General features: G+C 66.7%; 14 protein-coding genes. 7 read left to right on the top strand and 7 right to left on the bottom strand.

Features of this window, described 5'->3' with window-relative positions; all coding sequences use genetic code 11:
• Nucleotides 1-56: 56 nt before the first annotated feature.
• Complete coding sequence (locus ACW176_RS02205; protein ID WP_492110722.1) at nucleotides 57-3,485, top strand: glycosyl hydrolase 2 galactose-binding domain-containing protein; 3,429 nt, start codon at nucleotides 57-59, stop codon at nucleotides 3,483-3,485.
• Here the strand turns inward: ACW176_RS02205 and ACW176_RS02210 are convergent.
• Nucleotides 3,482-4,708: an ROK family protein gene (locus tag ACW176_RS02210; RefSeq protein WP_492110723.1), complete on the bottom strand. Its 1,227-nt coding sequence runs from the start codon at nucleotides 4,706-4,708 to the stop codon at nucleotides 3,482-3,484. The two genes, ACW176_RS02205 and ACW176_RS02210, sit on opposite strands and share 4 nt — an antisense overlap.
• A gap of 382 nt (nucleotides 4,709-5,090) precedes the next feature.
• Between ACW176_RS02210 and ACW176_RS02215 the strand changes: the two genes are divergently transcribed.
• The 6 genes from ACW176_RS02215 to ACW176_RS02240 all read left to right on the top strand — a co-directional run bounded on the left by ACW176_RS02215 (nucleotide 5,091) and on the right by ACW176_RS02240 (nucleotide 13,826).
• Complete coding sequence (locus ACW176_RS02215; RefSeq protein ID WP_492110724.1) at nucleotides 5,091-7,973, top strand: TonB-dependent receptor; 2,883 nt, start codon at nucleotides 5,091-5,093, stop codon at nucleotides 7,971-7,973.
• Nucleotides 7,974-8,113: 140 nt separating this feature from the next.
• Nucleotides 8,114-9,634 carry a tryptophan halogenase family protein gene (locus ACW176_RS02220; protein ID WP_492110725.1) on the top strand — a complete coding sequence of 507 codons (1,521 nt, stop codon included), beginning with the start codon at nucleotides 8,114-8,116 and terminating at the stop codon, nucleotides 9,632-9,634.
• A gap of 102 nt (nucleotides 9,635-9,736) precedes the next feature.
• Nucleotides 9,737-10,105, top strand: coding sequence for a BlaI/MecI/CopY family transcriptional regulator (locus ACW176_RS02225; protein WP_492110726.1), 369 nt, complete (start codon nucleotides 9,737-9,739; stop codon nucleotides 10,103-10,105).
• The gene (locus ACW176_RS02230) at nucleotides 10,095-11,870 is read left to right on the top strand and encodes a M56 family metallopeptidase (RefSeq protein ID WP_492110727.1); all 1,776 of its coding nucleotides are present in this window, start codon (nucleotides 10,095-10,097) and stop codon (nucleotides 11,868-11,870) included. The genes ACW176_RS02225 and ACW176_RS02230 overlap by 11 nt, the downstream gene beginning before the upstream one ends.
• Before the next feature lie 43 nt (nucleotides 11,871-11,913).
• A complete protein-coding gene (locus tag ACW176_RS02235) occupies nucleotides 11,914-13,479 on the top strand; it encodes an FAD-dependent oxidoreductase (protein ID WP_492110728.1) in 1,566 nt (521 codons plus the stop codon).
• Nucleotides 13,476-13,826, top strand: a complete 351-nt coding sequence (locus ACW176_RS02240; RefSeq protein WP_419318661.1) for a hypothetical protein — start codon at nucleotides 13,476-13,478, stop codon at nucleotides 13,824-13,826. The genes ACW176_RS02235 and ACW176_RS02240 overlap by 4 nt, the downstream gene beginning before the upstream one ends.
• Nucleotides 13,827-13,970: 144 nt before the next feature.
• Here the strand turns inward: ACW176_RS02240 and ACW176_RS02245 are convergent, their stop codons facing one another.
• From ACW176_RS02245 to ACW176_RS02270, 6 genes are all read right to left on the bottom strand, one after another.
• Entirely contained in the window at nucleotides 13,971-14,126 is a 156-nt protein-coding gene (locus ACW176_RS02245; RefSeq protein ID WP_492110729.1) for a hypothetical protein, read from the bottom strand.
• Between the two features lie 138 nt (nucleotides 14,127-14,264).
• Nucleotides 14,265-14,660, bottom strand: coding sequence for a c-type cytochrome (locus tag ACW176_RS02250; RefSeq protein WP_419318665.1), 396 nt, complete (start codon nucleotides 14,658-14,660; stop codon nucleotides 14,265-14,267).
• Nucleotides 14,657-15,691: an alcohol dehydrogenase AdhP gene (gene adhP, locus ACW176_RS02255; RefSeq protein WP_492110730.1), complete on the bottom strand. Its 1,035-nt coding sequence runs from the start codon at nucleotides 15,689-15,691 to the stop codon at nucleotides 14,657-14,659. The genes ACW176_RS02250 and adhP overlap by 4 nt, the downstream gene beginning before the upstream one ends.
• 101 nt (nucleotides 15,692-15,792) lie before the next feature.
• Complete coding sequence (locus ACW176_RS02260) at nucleotides 15,793-16,200, bottom strand: response regulator transcription factor (protein ID WP_492110731.1); 408 nt, start codon at nucleotides 16,198-16,200, stop codon at nucleotides 15,793-15,795.
• 83 nt (nucleotides 16,201-16,283) lie between these two features.
• Nucleotides 16,284-16,904: a response regulator transcription factor gene (locus ACW176_RS02265; protein WP_492110732.1), complete on the bottom strand. Its 621-nt coding sequence runs from the start codon at nucleotides 16,902-16,904 to the stop codon at nucleotides 16,284-16,286.
• The gene (locus ACW176_RS02270; protein ID WP_492110733.1) at nucleotides 16,894-18,777 is read right to left on the bottom strand and encodes a PAS domain-containing sensor histidine kinase; all 1,884 of its coding nucleotides are present in this window, start codon (nucleotides 18,775-18,777) and stop codon (nucleotides 16,894-16,896) included. Before ACW176_RS02270 ends, ACW176_RS02265 begins: the two co-directional genes overlap by 11 nt.
• Nucleotides 18,778-18,833 lie beyond the last annotated feature (56 nt).

An 18,833-nucleotide genomic window follows, 5' to 3' on the forward strand; every position in this document is an offset into this window, starting at 1 on the left:
CAGAAAATGCAGCCGGTCGGTCATGTCACCGCCGGCGCAAGGAGGAGGAAACGATCATGGGCAAGCACTCTCATTTCGTTCGCGCCATGGCGCTGATCGCCATGACCGCGACGGCAGGCTCCGGCCAGGCCCAGACGGCGGGGCCCTTCAACGTTACCTTCCCGGCCGGCGGCGACGAGATCGCCCGCGACCTGCCAGGCTTTGCGGCAGGCGCCGTCTTGCCCGCCGACAGCCCTTGGAGCCTGAGCGCCTGGGTGCGCCCTTCCGAACGCCCCAGGGGGCCAGCCCTGATCGCCGGCGTCGGCGACCCGACCGGCAAGGGCCGCTATCTCGTGCTCGACCCCAGCGGCTTTGGCGCAACCAGTGGCGGACGGACCATCCGCGCCGACGCCGCCTGGCTGCCCGGGGAGTGGCATCAGGTCACGGCGGTCTTTGACGGCGGCGCGGTGCGCCTGTTCGTCGATGGCCATGCGGTCGGCGCCGGAACGCTGCCCGGCGATGCGGTGACGGCGCGCCTGCGACTGGCGCCGCGCAAGGCCGCAGGCTTTGCGGCCTATGCGGGCGATGTGGCGGGACTGCGCTATGACGGGACGGCCCTGGCGCCCGACGCGGTCACTGCCTTGGCCGGGACCCCGCCGAACGATGCCTTGACTGTCTTTGACACCGGCAGCCCGACCTGGCCGGTCCAGGTGCGGCAGATGTACGGCCAGACCGCGCCGCAGGATCCCTGGACCCTGCCCCGCAGCAAGGCTCCCGCCAATATTCCCGTCGCTATCCCCGCCCATTCCGGACCGGCGCTGAAGGCTGACGGCGAAGGGCTCTGGACGCTGAAGCGCTGGTCACTGATCGACGCGCCCAGCATCTCGGCCGGCGGCGGCGCGATCTCTCGGCCTGGCTTCAAGGCAGAAGCCTGGCGCGCGGCGACCGTGCCCGGCACAGTGCTGACCACTCTGGTTGATCGCGGCGTCTATGCCGACCCCGATCACGGCCTCAACAACATCCTGATCCCCGAGAGTCTGAACCGGCAGGACTACTGGTATCGCGCCACATTCGACGCCCCGGCTGAAGCGGCTGGAAAGCGCCTGCTGCTGACATTCAAGGGGATCAACTACGCCGCCGAGATCTGGCTCAACGGCCAGAAACTGGGCGACATGAAGGGCGCTTTCATCCGCGGCCAGTTCGACGTGACCAAGATGGTGGTCGCCGGCTCAAACGCCTTGGCCGTGCGGGTCTCACCCCCGCCGCATCCGGGTATCGCCCACGAGGAATCCTTGACCGCAGGGGTCGGCGAGAACGGCGGCATGATGGCGCTGGACGGACCGACCTTCGTCGCTTCCGAGGGCTGGGACTGGATCCCCAGCGTGCGCGACCGCAACACCGGGATCTGGCAGGACGTCACCCTGCGGGCCACGGGCGAGGCCCGGATCGGCGACGCTCAGGTGGTGACCACCCTGCCCCGCGCCAACAATAGCCAGGCCGATGTCGAGATCATCGTTCCGATCGAGAACCTGAGCGACAGGCCCGCCAACATCACTGTCACCGCCGCCTTCGACGGCGTGCGGGTGGAACAGACGGTCCTGGCTGCGCCCGGCGTGTCGGACGTGCGCTTCACGCCGGCCAACTTCCCGGCCCTGGCCGTCAAGAACCCCAGACTTTGGTGGCCCAATGGCTATGGCGCCCCGGCCCTACACGCCCTGACACTGACGGTCAGCCAGGATGGTCAGGCGTCGGACGAACGACGCATCCGCTTTGGCATGCGCCAGATCACCTATGAGCTGTCGCTGATCAACCCGGCGGGCCAGTTGCGCCGGGTTGAGGTCGATTTCGCCAAGGCCCGCCAGCTGGGCCAGGACATCACCGACGGCAGCCATGAAGGTATCCGCAAGGTGCCCGACGGCTGGGCCACCTCCCTGACCGCCGCCGGTGACGCCTCGCCCGCCGTGCGCGACGTGCCCGAGGTGGGCCTGTCGCCGCATCTGGTGATCAAGGTCAACGGCCGCCGCATCGCCGCACGCGGCGGCAACTGGGGCATGGATGACTGGCGCAAACGGGTCGAGCGTGAGCGGCTGGAGCCCTACTTCCGGCTTCACAAGGAGGCCAATCTCAACACCATCCGCAACTGGGTGGGCCAGAACACCGAGGAGGTTTTCTTCGACCTGGCCGACGAGTACGGCCTGCTGGTGCTGAACGACTTCTGGGCCTCGACCCAGGACTACCAGCTGGAACCGCAGGACGTGCCGCTGTTCCTGGCCAACGCCGCCGACGTCATCAAGCGGTTCCGCAACCATCCCTCCATCGCCCTGTGGTTTGGCCGCAATGAGGGCGTGCCGCAGCCGATCCTCAATGAGGGCCTTGAGGCGCTGGTCCACGATCTGGACGGCACCCGCTGGTACACGGGCAGCTCCAACCGGGTGAACCTGCAAAACAGCGGTCCGTATAACTATCGCGAGCCCGAGAGCTATTTCAGCGACCACGCCAAGGGCTTCTCGGTCGAGGTCGGCACGCCCTCGTTCCCGACGCTGGAGGCGTTCAAGGCCGCTGTGCCGGAGGCCGATCGCTGGCCGATCAGCGACACCTGGGCCTATCACGACTGGCATCCGACCGGGAACGGCGCGGTCAAGACCTTCCAGGACGCCATGGCCGCCAAGCTGGGTCCGCCCACAAGCCTGGAGGACTTCGAGCGAAAGGCCCAACTGATGAACTACGAAACCCACCGGGCGATGTTCGAGGGCATGAACGCCGAGCTGTGGACCAGATCCTCGGGCCGGCTGCTGTGGATGACCCATTCGGCCTGGCCCAGCACCATGTGGCAGATCTACAGCCACGACTATGACACCCATGGGGCCTTTTACGGGGTCAAGAAGGCGGCGCAGACGGTGCATATCCAGATGAGCCTGGCCGATCACCGCCTGGCCCTGGTCAATAACGGCGCAATCGAGCTGAAGAACGCCAAGGCCCGCGTACGGGTGCTGGCTCTGGATGGCCGCCTACTGTCAGATCGCGCCGTGACCCTGTCGGCCAAGGCCGATAGCGTCAGCGTCGGCCAGGCCCTGGACCTCAAGGCCTTGCTGGCCGCACAGGGCGCGGTCGTCGTGCGTCTGGATCTAAGCTCGGCCAAGGGACAAGCGCTGAGCGACAACAGCTACTGGATCGCCGATGACGCCGCCGGCTCGCGCAAGCTGTCGGCCATGACGCCCCAAGCCGTATCGCTAGAGACGACGCGCCGGACCGATGGTGACGAGACGGTGCTGACCGCAAAGGTGACCAATACCGGCGCCGCACCTGCCCTGAACCTGAAACTGACCCTGACTGACGCGCAGGGCCGGGCCGTGCTTCCGGCCTATTACAGCGACAACTATCTGACCCTGACGCCCGGTGAGGAACGCCCGATCGAGGTGCGCTATCGGGCGGCGGCGGCCAGCGGCTCACTGGACCTGAACCTGAGGGGCTGGAACGCCGCGCCTGTTGCGGTCGCCGTACCCTAGGCCGTTTTCCGCAAGGTGGCCCGCGACGGCAGAAGCTGGTCGATGATCGGCAAGATGGCCGCGCCGATCGCGGGGCCATCGGCCGAGGTCGCCGCCCGCCGCGCCCGGGCGATGGCCGGCAATCCGGTCAGAGAAGCCAGTCGGGTGTTGAGCGCCGTGGCCAGCTGGTCGACGATTGCGGCCGGCAGGCGGCCACCCAGATAGACCGCCTCGGGATTGATCAGACAGCTGATATTGATCATCGGATCGGTCAGGGCGTCTGCGGCGCGCTCGATCCAGTCGCTGATCAGGGCCTGGCCCGCCGGCGGCAAATCCAGCAATGCGCCCGGATCGGCGACCGAAAAGCCGCCCATCTCGATCTGGGCGTACAGCGCCGACAGCGAAACGACCGACTGCACCGAGACGCCGTCCGAGGCGCCCCCCAGCGCGGCGCGCGACGGCAAGAAGCCCAGTTCGCCACTGCGTCCGTCGGCGCCGCGGAAATACTCGCCCTCGATGATCAGCCCGCCCCCCAGGCCGGCGGCGATCAGCACATAGAAGAAGCTGGGCTTGCTCAGGCCATGGCCATACTGCAGTTCAGCGAGAGCGGCGGCGGCGGCGTCGTTCTCGACGAACACCGGCGGACCACCAACATCAGTGAACAGACTGGCCGGATCCAGGCTGTTCCAGGCGTCGAAGCTGGCGGGCCGATGCGGCAGGGCCACCTTGCCGAAATCGTCGGGCAGGGCCACGCCGATACCCAGCAGCCGATCGGGCGTGGGCAGCGACGCCAGCAGGCCCCGACCTGGCTCACCCGTCCAGAACGCGGTGACATCCTGGGGCAACGGAAAAGCGATCTCCTGGCTGGCGCGGGCGCGGACTTCTCCGGCGAAATCGACCAGGGTCGCGGTGATATGGTCGCGATCAATATGGATGCCGATCGAGAAGCAGCCTTCGGGATTGGCGATCAGGGTCATGGCCGGCTGGCCCCGCCCGCCCTGCAGACGCCCGGCTTCCAGCACCAGGCCCATGTCCATCAGGCGCTTGGTGATATTGGCGACGGCTGGCGGTGTGAGGCCTGTGGCTTCGGCCAGCTCCACGCGCGTCACCGGCCCGCGCGCGCGCACAGCCTGCAAGGTGACCCGCTGATTATGGTCGCCCACTCGCTCCAGATTGGCGCCCGAGAAACTGGCCCCGGCGCTGCGCCGCCGGGTCGAGGCCTCCGGAACGAATTGATTGACCAAAATGATATGCCTTTTGAGAGTCTTCGCCACACCCTAGCCGCCAAGCGGAAGGTCTGACAGCGGCGAGATGCCCGTCAGGCCAATTAAAACAACTTGCAATAAGAAATGAAACGCTGTTATCTGGCGACAGCTGACAGCGCTGTCGCATAAAATTGACAGCGCTGCCTTGGGGCCTCGCGGCTTCGAGTTACCGGCCTAACAGAGCCGGGATCAGCAAGGGGAGGATGCATCAGGCATCCCCAAAACCAGCGCGGTTCTACCCTGGAGGGTCAGCTCTCCGGGCATGAGCCTCCGCGTCAACTTTGCAGAGGGGTATTGGGTCTTGAGAAAGTCATTCCATCGGTCCCGCGTCGCGTTGCTGACCGCAACCTCGGCGCTCGCCATGATCGCCGCCAGCCAGGCTCACGCCCAGCAGGCGGCCAACACCGAAGTCGAACAGGTTGTCGTTACAGGCTTCCGCGCTTCGCTGGCCAACGCGCTGAACGTCAAGAAGAACTCCAACCTGATCATCGAGTCGGTCACCGCCGAGGACATGGGGAAATTCCCCGATCAGAACATCTCCGAGTCGCTGCAGCGCCTGCCCGGCGTACAGATCGACCGCGAGAACGGCCAGGGCACAAAGGTCCGCATCCGGGGTCTCGATCAGAACGTCACCCTGCTGAACGGCGACACCTTCCTGTCGGGCCTTGAAGCCTTCCGCCTGGGCGAAGGCAACAACAAGCAGACCAATTCACTGGAAGGTATTCCGTCCGACCTGCTGGCCGGCGTCGATGTCATCAAGTCGCCCCGCGCCGACGTGATCGAAGGCGGCCTGGGCGGCACGGTCAATCTGAAGACCCGCAACGCGCTGGACCTGCGGGACAACACCACCGTGTCAGCCGACGTGCGCTACAATCAGGGCTCGTTCAAAGGCAAGGGCAAGCCCCAGGTCTCCGTCGTCCTGGGCCACAAGTTCTCGGACAATTTCGGTCTTCTGGGCAGCTTCACCTGGGACAAGACCAACGTCGACACCGAGATCCTGAGCGGCGAAAATCGCGGCAACTGGGCATTCCGGGGACGCAATACCGCCACCGGCAACAACCAGGTCGCCACGGGGACGACCAATGTCTGGTCGCCCGAATATCGCTACACGAACAACCGCCACCAGGAACGCGAACGCACAGCCTTCTCGCTGAACGCCGACCTGCGCGCTTCGGATTCCCTGACCCTGCGGGCCGACTGGTTCCACTCGGACCTGAAGATCTTCACGGGCGAGCATTCCCTGAAATGGGCCTATGCCAACGAGAACGCGACCTACAACGCCCAGGGCCTGGCCAAGGACAGCAACGGCGTCCTGCAATCAGGCCTCGTCACCGCCAACTCTTCCGAAGGCGACACCTTCGCCAAGGACGCGGAAGCCAAGACCGACAACGTCCAGTTCTCTGCCGATTGGGACAATGGCGGCCGACTGAGCGCCAAGTTCCGCGCTGCGGTCTCAAAGTCCGACTACGCCTCAAACTCCGCCCAGGTCGACACGCGCTACACCCAGTACGGCGTGCGTGACGGCGGCGCAGGCTTTGCGCCCAACGCCACGGCGCCTCTGGTCGCCACCTACGGCTATACCAACGGAGCCTATCCGCTCTTCACGCCGGCCGCCAACCTGGCCGCAGCGATGGTTAATCCGACCTCGGTGTTCTTCAAGTCGCACTGGGCCTTCGGCGACAAGACCCAGATCGACGACACAGCCCTGACCGCCGACTTCAAGTACAAGCCGTCGTTCGCCGAGGAAGCCAATCTGGTCTTCAGCTTTGGCGCCCGCTACTCGGATCGCGAGATCGATTCGACCTATGGCCGCTACCTGGCCGACTACTCGGCCAAGGGCGAACTGCCGGCCACCGCCCAGGGCACGACCGACCACGGCGTGTTCGTTGACTGGACGCCGCTCGGCTACTTCCAGGACGGCGCCATCGGCTTGAAGAAATGCGACATCGCCTTCTATGGCTGCGGCCGCTTCGGCAACTCGCCGGCCGTGGTCACGCCGTACCAGACCGCCGCCTCGGCCCCCAGCCGGTCGGTCACGGACACGGTTCACGGCGTTGCCGCGATCTTCCAGGACTATGGCCAGATGAAAAATCCGGTCGGCTGGATCCAGGCGCTTTACCCCTCGACCAAGTTCGCCTTCTACAAGGATCCGATCGAGTCCTTCAAAATCAAGGACAAGACCACTTCGACCTACGCCATGGCCGATCTGGGCGACGCCGATGACGCCTATCACATCAATGCCGGCGTCCGGATCGTCCACACCAAGCTGGTCATCGACTCGTCCAACACGCCGGTGACGCCGCTGTGGTGGGGCACCGACAGCTGGAACGGCGTGCTGAAGAACCCCGACGCGTCCAACACCGTCCGCGAATACACCGACGTGCTGCCCAGCCTGTCGGGCGTGTTCGAGGTGAGCGACACCGACAAGGTCCGCGCCAGCGCGGCCCGCGTGGTCTCGTCGCAGAACCTGTTCGATCTGGGCCAGGGCGCTTCGTACAACTTCACCCGCTCATCCAACCCCGGCCCGAACCTGGACAAGTTCCTCTACACCAACGGCAGCGGCGGCAATCCGAACCTCGATCCCTTCCGGGCCTCACAGTTCGACATCGCCTACGAGCACTATTTCGGCAGCCAGGGCCTGCTGTCGGCCGGCTTCTTCTACAAGACGGTCGACTCTTTCATCGTCTCCAACACCTACAGCGTCACCGTGAAGGACCAGTCGGTCGCCGGCAGCTCGGTCGGTCCGTTCTCGTCGGTCGTGAACGGCGCGGGCGGCACCATCAAGGGCGTCGAACTTCAGGCGCAGTACGCGTTCGACTTCGGGGTCGGCTTCACCGCCAACTACACCTACTCGGACTCGGAATCTCCCTACAGCAACGACTACTCCAAGAGCCTGCCAATCCCCGGCGTCTCGAAGAGCGCCTATAACCTGCAAGGCTACTACGAGACCGGGCCGTTCTCGGCGCGCCTCTCCTATGCCTGGCGGGACAAGGCCTTTGTCGGCAACTATGGCTTCGGTGCTGGAGCCGATGTCCATACGCTTGGCATCTATAACGACGCCTACGGACAACTGGACGGTCAGGTCGCCTTTGCGGTGACCCCGGCCCTCAAGTTCACCCTGGAAGGCTCCAACCTCACCAAGGAAGACGCCAAGACCTACCTGCAGTTCCCGAACCTGCCGTTCCGCTTCGTCGGAGGCGACCGTCGCCTCTCGGCCGGCGTGCGGTTCAAGTTCGGCATGTAGCCTAGCCTGCCCTGACGGCGGGTAGCTATTCCCCGCCCGCCGTTTCCAACTTCACCGGGGCCGCCATCCTGCGAGGGCGGTCCCGGACTTGTGTCTACGCTCCGGCGGATCATGATCGCCTGAGTTCAAGGAGCCCTCCGGTGGTCGATCCCAAGAGTGACAACCTGCCCGGCTCGATCGTCATTCTGGGCGGCGGCACGGCCGGCTGGATGGCGGCGGCCCTGTTCTCGCGCGCCCTCGGGCGCCGTTGCGCCATAACGCTCGTGGAGTCCGCCGAGATCGGCACGATCGGCGTCGGCGAGGCCACCATTCCGCCGATCCGCAGCTTCAACCAGACCCTGGGCCTGGACGAGGCCGAGTTCGTCCGCGAGACCAGGGGCAGCTACAAGCTGGGCATCGAGTTCCGCGGCTGGACCCGCCCTGGCGAAACCTATTTCCACCCGTTCGGAGTCTACGGCGTCGCGCCGGACCCCGGCTACTTCCATCAGTATTGGCTGAAGCTGTCGGCCCTGAACAAGGCCGGGCCGCTGGGCGACTATTCGCTGTGCGACCAGGCCGCCCGGCGCGGTCGCTTTGGCCAGCAGAGCAGGGACCCGTCGTCGCCGCTCTCGACCTTCGGCTCGGCCTTCCACTTCGACGCCGGGCTTTATGCCCGCTACCTGCGGACCTATGCCGAGCGCCTGGGTGTGACGCGCATCGAGGGCAAGGTGGCCCATGTCGCCCAGCGCGGCGAGGACGGCTTCGTCGAGGCCCTGGTGCTGGAAGGCGACCGCCGGGTCGAAGGCGACTTCTTCATCGACTGCTCCGGCTTCCGGGGCCTGTTGATCGAGCAGACCTTGAAGACCGGCTACGAGGATTGGTCGCACTGGTTGCCCTGCGACCGCGCCATGGCCATGCCCTGCGAGCGCCAGGAAGACCCCCGCCCCTTCACCCGCTCAACGGCCCAGGCCGGTGGCTGGGTCTGGAACATCCCGCTGCAGCACCGCGACGGCAACGGCTATGTCTATTCCAGCGCGTTCATTGATGACGAAGAGGCTGAGGCCACCCTGCGCGCCAGCCTAGGCGGCTCTGCCCTGGCCGAGCCCAATCGCCTGCGCTTCGTCACCGGTCGCCGCAAGAAGGCCTGGAACAAGAACGTGCTGAGCCTGGGCCTGGCCAGCGGCTTCATCGAACCGCTGGAATCAACCAGCATCCACATGATCCAGGCCGGCCTGCTGAAGTTCCTGTCCGCCTTCCCCGGCAAGACCTGGGAGCCCGTGCAGGTCGACGATTACAACACCCGTATCCAGCTGGATTTCGAGCGCATCCGCGACTTCATCGTCCTGCACTATCATGCCAACCAGCGCGACGAGCCGCTGTGGCGCTCGCGCCGCGAGATGCAACTGCCCGAGAGCCTGTCCGAACGCCTGGCCCTGTTCCGGGCCTGCGGTCGCCTGTCCCAGCATCCCGAAGAGATGTTCACCGCCACCAGCTGGCAGGCGGTTCTGGACGGCCAGGGCGTGCGACCCAGGTCCTACGATCCGCTGGTCGATCTGCACGACCCTGACCGCATCGCCGCCGAGTTCGAACAGATCCGCCGCGAGATCCGTCAGGCCGCCGAGGCCATGCCCAGACACATCGACGCGCTACGGCTTTCGCCGGCGCGGGTGGGAGCCGCCTAGCCTCTAGCGACCTTCGGAGATTACAATTCGTTTACATCCGTAATCGTTGATTGACCGGATCGATTACGGATGTAAACGATGGAGCCAACAAGGAGAGGCTCCATGCGGATCAGCACGGCCGAAAGTCAGGTGATGAGAGCGCTGTGGGCCAAGAGCCCGCTCAGCGCCGAGGAGATCATCGCCGCCCTGCCCGCCGATCAGGACTGGGCCGACGCCACGGTGAAGACCCTGCTCAACCGCCTGCTGAAGAAGGACGCCATCGCCGCCGACCGCGATGGCCGCCGCTTCCTCTACCGGCCGCTTGTCGCCCAGAGCGACTATGTGCACGCTGAAAGCCAGGGCCTGCTGGACCGGCTGTTCGACGGTCGGCTGGCCCCGCTGGTGGCCCATTTCTCGCAGCGCGAAAAACTGAGCGACCAGGATGTCGCCGATCTGCGCCGCCTGCTGGAGAGCCTCGACGATGGCAAGTGAGATCCTGGCCCTGCTGCTGCGCGCCAATCTGGCCATCGCCGCCGCCGTCCTGCTGGTGCTGATCCTGCGCCGTCCTGTGCGGTCGCTGTTCGGCGCCCGCGCCGCCTATGGCCTCTGGCTGATCGCCCCGCTGGCGGCGCTGGCCGTGCTGTTGCCGGCAAGGACCGTCACGGTTAGAGCGCCCGTCGCGCCGCCGCCCTTCGCAGCTCCCGCCGCCATCGCGCCGCCCCAAGCCATCGCCGTCCCAACGACGGTCACACCTCAAGCCGCCTCGCGCCCGCAGGTTCCAACCCACCGCCTCCGCGACGGCCTCGTCATGGGCTGGGCCCTGATCGCCCTGCTGGCCATCGGCGTCCAGGCCGAGCGCCAGCGCCGTTTCCTGAAATCGCTGGGCCACCTGCGCGGTGAGGACGATCTGTTCCACGCCGAACATGCCGGGGTCGGCCCCGCCGTGATCGGCGCACTGTCGCCCCGCGTGGTGCTGCCGGCCGATTTCGCTCTTCGGTTCACGCCCGAGGAACAGACCCTGATCCTGGCCCATGAGCGCAATCACCTGTCGATGGGCGACGCCCAGATCAACGCCCTGACCACCGCGATCCAGTGCCTGTTCTGGTTCAACCCGCTGGTCCACATCGGCGCCAATCGCCTGCGGGTCGACCAGGAGATCGCCTGCGACGCCGCCGTTCTCACCCGCCATCCCGTCGCCCGCCGCACCTATGGCGAGGCGATGCTCAAAACCCAACTGGCGCCCCACGCGCCGCCGCTCGGCTGCCACTGGCCAGCCTCGGCCAATAGCCAACTCAAGGAAAGGTTCGTCATGCTCAAACAGCACCGCCAGGGCCGCGCCCGTCGCATCGCCGGCGCCGCCTCGGTCGCCGCCCTGGCCATGGGCGTCGGTTTCACCGCCTGGGCCGCCCAGCCGGTCCGCACCGTTCATGAACGTCCCAGCGTGACGAAGCACGACCGCGCGCGCGACATCGCCAGCCCGCTGTATCGCGCTGTGCTTGACGGCGACATCGCCAAGGCGCGAGCGCTGATCTCGGCCGGCGCCAACGTCAACTTCAAGGCCGATGGTGACGGCACGCCCCTGATCGAGGCCGCCCGCCAGGGTCGCGCGGATCTGGTCCAGTTGCTGCTCCAGAACGGCGCCGATCCCAGCCTCGCCGTGCGCGGCGACGGCGCGCCGCTGATCGCCGCCGCCGGCGCGGGTCGTCTCGACATCGTCAAGGCCCTGGTCGAGCGCGGCGCCGCAGTCGACATGCATGTGCCCGGCGACGACACCCCGCTGATCAGCGCCATCCGCGCCTACGACCTGGCAACCGTCGGCTACCTGATCGACAAGGGCGCCAATGTGAACCGCGTGGCCCCAGGCGACGGCACGCCCTTGATCGAAGCCGCCCGCTCGGGCCGGCTGGACCTGGTGCAACTGCTTCTGGCCAAGGGCGCCGACGCTGATCTGGCGGTGCGCGGCGACGGCAATCCGCTGATCTCGGCCGCTTCGGCGGGGCGCCTCGACATGGTCAGGACCCTGGTCGAGCATGGCGCTTCGGTAGAGGCCTTCGTGCCCGGCGACGAGACCCCACTGATCAACGCGGCCCAGTCCGGCGACCTGGCCACCGTCACCTATCTTGTCGAGAAGGGCGCTGACGTGAACCGCGCCGTGCCGTCCAATCCCGGCCAGACCCGCTCGCCGCTCGGCGAGGCCGTCAAGCGCGGCCATCGCGCGGTCGCCGATTACCTCCGGGCCAAGGGCGCGCGCGCCTAGCCGCGCGCCCTAACCCCTCCAAAACAATCAGACAGGAACCACGATGGCTTTCATCGACGCCCGAAACTTGCCTGACGCCAGCCGGATCGAGGCCGATCTGATCATCATCGGCGGCGGCATTGCGGGCATCGCCCTGGCCCGGGAACTGGCCGGCGGCCCGATCAGGGTCGCCGTCCTCGAGAGCGGCGGTCGCGAGATCGACATGGACAATCAGGCCCTCTACGCGGGCTCAGCGACCGTCCGCGCACCCGATAACCCCGACAGGGCGCTTAACGACTATCCGGTGCAGTCGCGGATCCGCGCCCTGGGCGGTTCAGCCCATGTTTGGGGCGGCAAGTGCGCGCCTCTGGACCCCGCCGACTTTGCCCAGCGCGACTGGGCGCCCCACAGCGGCTGGCCGATGAGCCGCGAGCAGCTTCAGCCCTTCTATGACCGGGCCTGCGACCTGCTGGGCATTCCGCATTTCGGACCCGACACGCCGGTGCTGCAGGACAAGGCCCGCAGACCGCTGGACCTGGATCCCCAGGACGGCTTCTTCTCCGCGCTGCGCTACTTCTCGAAGATCTCGGGCGGGGCAGACAAGGCGGCCTTTGACGCCTTCCGCACTGACTTTGCGGACGCGCCCAACATCACCGTGTATCTCTACGCCAACGCCACCCAGGTTCGCCTCGCGGCAAAAGGCGACACTGTCGAGGGACTGGATGTGGCCTGCCTCAGCGGCAAGCGCCATACCGCCAGGGCCCGGACCTATGTATTGGCAACCGGCGGCATCGAGAATGCCCGGCTGATGCTGGCCTCCAACACCGTGCGATCCGAAGGCGTCGGCAACCGCCACGGTCTGGTAGGCCGGTTCTTCCAGGGCCATGTCACCTATTCGATGGATGGCGACGCCGAGACGGAAGGTTCTGCGGTCAATATCGCCCGAACCGAGTCGATGGCGCTCTATGTGCCGCCCGCCCGCGCCGCCGCTCACTGCGTGATTGGCAGCGGCCTGGCCGGCCAGGCCCGGATGAAGACCGGCAACTTCACCCTCACCCTCTACAACGGCGGCGAACCCGGCTCGGGCACGCCGACCCAGGCCGAGACCAAGGTCATCCGCCAGACGGCGACCCGTCTGGATGCTGGTAGCGGCGTGGATCAACAGAGCGGGCAACTGTTCGGCTGCTTCGCCATGACCGAGCACTTCCCCAATCCCGACAGCCGCATCACCCTAGACACGGCCGATCTCGACCCGCTGGGCATGCCGCGCATCAAACTGGACTGGGTCTATTCCCGGGCCGACTGGGACAGCTTTGAGCGCACCACGGCGGCCATGGGCGACGCTCTGGGCGCATCCGGTCAGGGCCGCCTCTGCTGGCCTGTTCAGCGTACGGATTATGTGGCCATTGCCAGCGCCTCGCGCCATCACATGGGGACGACGCGGATGCACGCCGATCCGAAGCAGGGCGTGGTCGACGCCGATTGCCGCGTCCACGATACGGCCAATCTCTATGTCGCGGGTAGTTCGGTGTTCCCGACCTCAGGCATCGCCAATCCCACCCTGACCCTGCTGGCCCTGACCCTGCGCCTGGCCGACCACCTGAAACTGAAGATGGGAGCCGCCCGATGACCCTTCTGGCCCGCCGCGACCTGCTTGCCACGCTGCTGGCGATGACCGCCAGCGCCAGTCTGCCCGCCGTGGCCCTCGCCGCCCCGACCGCAGGCTTCAACGATCTGGACCGTGCTGCTGTCGAGCGTATCGGCAAGGCCTGGCTGGAACAGAATCCGGGAACCAGCGCCAAGGCCCTGGCGATCCGGCTGTTCCCGGACGGGCGGAACGCCGGGACGCTCGCCGACCTGCGCCGTCGCGCCGCTGGCGACTTTCGGCAGGGCGCAGTGTTCATCCATCGGGGTTGGCGGCTGTCGCAAACCGAAGGTGCGCTGTTTGGCTTACTGGCCCTGGGGATCGCCGCCTAGGGTCTGGTCAGGTTCAGAGACGCGTGGCCGGCTCATGACGGGGTTGCCGAAATTGCTGCGGCTGGCAGGCGGCCAGCGAGATTACGCCCACCGCCAGGATTGCGGCGATCAGGACAAGCCTGAGCCCAGCGTCAGGGCGGTCCGTCATCGCGCGATCCGCCGATCAGAGGGCCGTGGCGACCTGCGCATGACCGGCCCCTCGCCCACCGCAGTCAGCAGCGAAACGGCGCTCAGGGCCAAGACGAACGCGACGAACGCGACGGTCTCCAGAATGCCAAGGGTCAGTTGAAGAACAGTCATCGAGAACCTCCCTGTTCGTGGCTTGATTATCTCGCGATGAAGCTTGAGTGGTATTGATCTCGCGCAACTGAGGGAAAACTTCTTCTCGCCAGTCCGTATCCGCTGGCGGAGTTCTGAGCGGTGACGCGCCTGCGCTCGTTACTGACGGTTGTGAGTCCTTGGATCCAGGCTTTTCAAATAGGCTTTCAGCTGGGCGACCTCGTCATCGTCCAGTTCGACCATGGGCATGCGCGGATGGCGCTCGGGTGAGCCCTCCTCGGGCTTGCGACTGGGGGCCAGCATGCCTTCCGTCAGGATCTGGTCGAGCCCGCCGGGCGGGTAGCGTCGATACAGGGTCGCGAACGGCGGAGCATCGGCCAGCGGGCTGGGTCGGCCGTCTAGCGCATGGCAGGTTCCGCAGTTGCGCTGGGCGATCCCCTGGCCGCCGAACGCCTGTGGGGGTTTGGACGCAGGCTCGGCGGAAGCCTGAGCGCCCGCCAGGCCCAGGGCCAGGACAGCAAGCAGTCCCGCGCTGCTGATCCCACGGCCGCTCACAGCCGATCCTCGAAATCGAGCACCACGCGGCCTTCGATCTCGCCCCGCGCCATGCGGTCGAAAACGCTGTTGATGTTGTGCAGGCCCTCGGCATGGACCGTCGCCCGCACCCGGCCGTCGGCGGCGAAGGCCAGGGCCTCACGCAGATCCAGGCGGGTGCCGACAATCGAGCCCCGCACCGTGATCCCGCGCAGCACCGTGTCGAAGATCGACAGCGGGAAATCGCCGGGCGGCAGGCCATTGAGCGACACCGTGCCCCCGCGCCGAACCATGCCCATAGCTTGCGAGAAAGCGATGGGCGACACGGCGGTGACCAGCACGCCATGCGCGCCGCCGATCTGCGTCTGTAGATACGGGCCAGGATCGGTCTCCCGGGCGTCCACGGCGATCTCCGCGCCCAAGGTTCGCGCCAGATGCAGCTTGTCCTTGTCGATATCGACGGCGGCGACCTTGAACCCCATGGCCCTGGCGTACTGCACGGCCATGTGGCCCAGCCCGCCGATGCCGGAGATCGCCACCCAGTCGCCGGGCTTGGCGTCCGTGACCTTCAGGCCCTTGTAGACGGTGACGCCGGCGCACAGGATCGGCGCCGCTTCCAGGAAGCTCAGTTTGGCCGGCAGATGGCCGACATAGTCAGCGTCGGCGAGTACATATTCGGCGAAGCCGCCGTTGACCGAGTAGCCGGTGTTCTGCTGCGCCTCGCACAGGGTCTCCCAGCCACTCAGGCAGTGGGTGCACTGGCCGCAGGCCGAGTGCAGCCAGGGCACGCCGACCCGGTCGCCTTCCTTGACGTGCTCGACGCCCTTGCCGACCTGGACCACGGTGCCGACACCCTCATGGCCCGGAACGAACGGAAGGCTGGGCTTGATGGGCCAGTCGCCATGGGCTGCGTGCAGATCGGTGTGGCACACCCCGCAGGCGGCGATCTTGACAAGCACCTGACCGCGCCCCGGCACGGGTCGCGCGATGTCCTCCACGACCAGCGCCTGGCCAAAGGCCCGAACGACAGCGGCCCTCATGGTCTTGTCCATGGTGTCCCTCCAGGTGTCGCAAAGGCTTGGCCTGGATGGAGCAGGCCGCCTCGTGGTGGCGGTTTGATACCGCCGCCGCCGCCGCCTCGCAGTTGGGAGTTTTACTTAGGGTCGTGGTGCGCGGCCATGACACGCTCGACCGCCTCGACCAGGACGGCCTCGGCCATCGGCTTCTCGATCACGCGGCTGTAGCCGGCCGCGAGGGCCTGATCGATCAACCGCGCCGTCGGGAAAGCTGTGATCATCAGCGCCTCGCCCCGCCAGCCCAGCTCGCGCAACCGGGTCAGAATCAGCAGGCCGTCGATTTCGGGCATGCGATAGTCCGCCACCAGGCATACCGCATCCAGCGCCGTGGGATCGGCCAGCAGCGCCAGGCCCGAGGCGTAGGCGCGCACCTCGAAGCCGCGGCCGTGCAGCAGCAGCTGCAGCGAACGACGCACGCCAACATCGTCTTCAACCAGCAGCAGCCGCGCGCGGTGTTCGAGAGTGTTGGGGAGCGCTTGCGTCATTTCCGGCCTGCCTTCGCGACCAAGATGGGTCACTCGCCGGGGCATGCCACAGGACAATGGGGGCGGTCGCTACGTAGAGCTCCTTAGGTCGCTTCCTGCAGGCCCGCGGCGAAGGCGATCCGCAGCGCCTCGGACAGGCTCCTTACCTGCAGCTTGGCCATCAGATTGGCGCGGTGAACCTCAACGGTGCGCGGCGAGATGGCCAGGTCGAAGGCGATGGTCTTGTTGGGCAGGCCTTGGGCCAGGCCTCGGAGCACGTCCTGCTCGCGACTGGTCAGGGCCGCGATGGCGACGGCGGCGTCCCCCGCCCGCGCCGCTCGGGCGCTCGCGTCGTCCAGCCGTTCGAAAGCCGCCGTAATGGCGGTCAGCAGCACCGCCTTTTCGAATGGCTTTTCAATGAAGTCGACCGCCCCGCCCTTCATGGCGCGAACCGCCACGGTGATATCTCCGTGCCCGGTCAGGACCACCACCGGCATGGCGATGCCGCGCTCGGCCATCGCCTTCTGCACCTCAAGGCCGTCCATGCCAGGCATGCGCACGTCCAGCAGCACGCAACCCGGCTCAGCGTCCCTGGCCTCCTGCAGAAAAGCGTCTCCCGAAGCATAGGTCGACACCGCATAGCCCGAGGTCTTGAGCATGAACCCGGCAGAGCGACGGATCGCCTCTTCGTCATCGACGATATGGATCATCCGCCTAGTGTTCATGGAGGACTTCCTTCTCAACCTTGACCAGTGTGAAATGAAACTGCGAGCCGCCGCCGGGGCGCGGCTCGTGCCAGATGCGACCGCCGTTGGCTTCGACGATCGTACGGCAAATCGACAGCCCCAGCCCCATGCCCTCGGTCTTGGTACTGACGAAGGCGGTGAACAGCTGACCGCCGATGCCCGGCGCCACGCCGGGGCCGTTGTCGGCGATGGTGACCCGCACCAGGCCATCGCCCTGATCGTGGGTGCTCAGCCACAGCCTGGGCTGATCGGCTCCGCTCATCGCCTCGACGGCGTTGCGCGCCAGATTGATCACCACCTGCTGGATCTGCACGCGATCGATCAGCACCGGCGTCGCGTCGGCGTCCAGCTCGAAGATCGGGTCCAGGCCCTGGTCCCGGGCGCCCATCAAGCCCAGGGCGGCGGCTTCGTGAATGACGGCCGGCAGGTCCTCGACACTCTTTTCCACTTCGCCCCGGGCGACGAAGTCGCGCAGACGCCGGACGATATTGCCCGCGCGCATCGCTTCGCCGGCCGCGTCCTCCAGCGCCTCGCGGATCATCGGCAGTTCATCGGGATCCGGCCTGGCCAGAAGATCACGCACGGCCTCGACATAGTTGGCCACAGCGGTGATCGGCTGATTGAGCTCGTGGGCCAGGGTCGAGGCCATGGTCCCCATGCCGCTGACCCGGGCGATATGGATCAGCTCGGCCTGGAGCTCCTCCAGGCGGGCCTGGGTGCGCTGGCGATCGGTCAGGTCGCGGACAAAGCCGGTGAAGACTCGAGGGCCCTGACCGGTGGCTTCGCCGACCGACAGCTCCATCGGAAAGGTCGTGCCATCCTTGCGCAGGCCGACCACGACGCGCCCCATACCGATCACCTTGCGCTCGCCAGTGGTCAGGTAGCGTTCGATATAACCGTCGTGACGCTCGCGGTCCGGCGAGGGCATGAGGCAGCGGACGTTCTCGCCCACAACCTCAACTTCAAGAAAGCCGAACAGCCGCTCGGCGGCGGCGCTGAACGACAGGATCTTGCCACGCTGGTCGATGACGACCATGGCGTCGGGGACGGTGGACAGGATCGACCGCAGATGTTCGGCGCTGGCGTCAAGCGCCCGCTCGCTGGCGCGCTGGTCGGTGACGTCACGCAGGACCTTGCCAAAGCCCCGCAGGACGCCGGCCCGGTCATAAAGGGCGGTGATGGAGACATGCGCCAGGAACTCCGAGCCGTCCTGGCGCAGGAACCAGCGGTCTTCCTCGATCTTGCCCTCGGCCTGGACCCTGGCGAGATCATCCTGCGGCTTGCCCGCCTGGCGGGCGTCCTGCGGGTAGAAAGCCGCGACGTACTGACCCACAGCCTCGGCCTCGCTCCAGCCCATCAGTCTTTGCCCGCCGGCGTTCCAGATCCGCACCCGCCCTTCGGGATCGAGCATGGAGATGGCGTATTCGGTCGCCCCATCGATGAGCAGGTTGAGCTCGCTGACCACGTCTTCGGCCTGCCGCGCGCGGGCCGCCGCGTTGTGTTCGTTGATCACCGCTTCTCGACGCAGACGACCGATCTCCGCCCCCACCAGCGTGATTCCCGTCGCCGCCAACAGGAATGTCAGGGCCTCCATCATCGCCAGAGCTGTGGGCTGGTCGTGGCCAGCGAACAGGAAGCCGGCGATCAGGCCCAGGAACGTGGCGCCGAGGCCCGCGCCAACCCCGCCGAACGCGGCGGCAACGACGATGGGCGCGGTGAAAAGCAGATGGGCGGCATGGTTCCCCAGCCAAGGCGCCAGGAGTCCGCGAATCGCAACCGCCAGGGCGAAGGCCGCCAGAGCCACGCCGTAGCCCTTCATCTGATCTTGTTGCAGGGCCGAACCGGACGCCATACGCTCTTCATCTTTCCGCGGTCGAGATGATCTGGACCCTAGCTGCAGCCAGACAA

This window comes from Caulobacter sp. FV1ye13L, from assembly GCF_058681155.1.

Bases quoted from the DNA above. Each gene is read 5' to 3' on its own strand.
- ACW176_RS02205 (WP_492110722.1), top strand. From the start codon at position 57: ATGGGCAAGCACTCTCATTTCGTTCGCGCCATGGCGCTGATCGCCATG.
- ACW176_RS02215 (WP_492110724.1), top strand. From the start codon at position 5,091: ATGATCGCCGCCAGCCAGGCTCACGCCCAGCAGGCGGCCAACACCGAA.
- ACW176_RS02225 (WP_492110726.1), top strand. From the start codon at position 9,737: ATGCGGATCAGCACGGCCGAAAGTCAGGTGATGAGAGCGCTGTGGGCC.
- ACW176_RS02230 (WP_492110727.1), top strand. From the start codon at position 10,095: ATGGCAAGTGAGATCCTGGCCCTGCTGCTGCGCGCCAATCTGGCCATC.
- ACW176_RS02235 (WP_492110728.1), top strand. From the start codon at position 11,914: ATGGCTTTCATCGACGCCCGAAACTTGCCTGACGCCAGCCGGATCGAG.
- ACW176_RS02240 (WP_419318661.1), top strand. From the start codon at position 13,476: ATGACCCTTCTGGCCCGCCGCGACCTGCTTGCCACGCTGCTGGCGATG.
- ACW176_RS02245 (WP_492110729.1), bottom strand. From the start codon at position 14,126: ATGACTGTTCTTCAACTGACCCTTGGCATTCTGGAGACCGTCGCGTTC.
- adhP (WP_492110730.1), bottom strand. From the start codon at position 15,691: ATGGACAAGACCATGAGGGCCGCTGTCGTTCGGGCCTTTGGCCAGGCG.
- ACW176_RS02260 (WP_492110731.1), bottom strand. From the start codon at position 16,200: ATGACGCAAGCGCTCCCCAACACTCTCGAACACCGCGCGCGGCTGCTG.
- ACW176_RS02265 (WP_492110732.1), bottom strand. From the start codon at position 16,904: ATGAACACTAGGCGGATGATCCATATCGTCGATGACGAAGAGGCGATC.
- ACW176_RS02270 (WP_492110733.1), bottom strand. From the start codon at position 18,777: ATGGCGTCCGGTTCGGCCCTGCAACAAGATCAGATGAAGGGCTACGGC.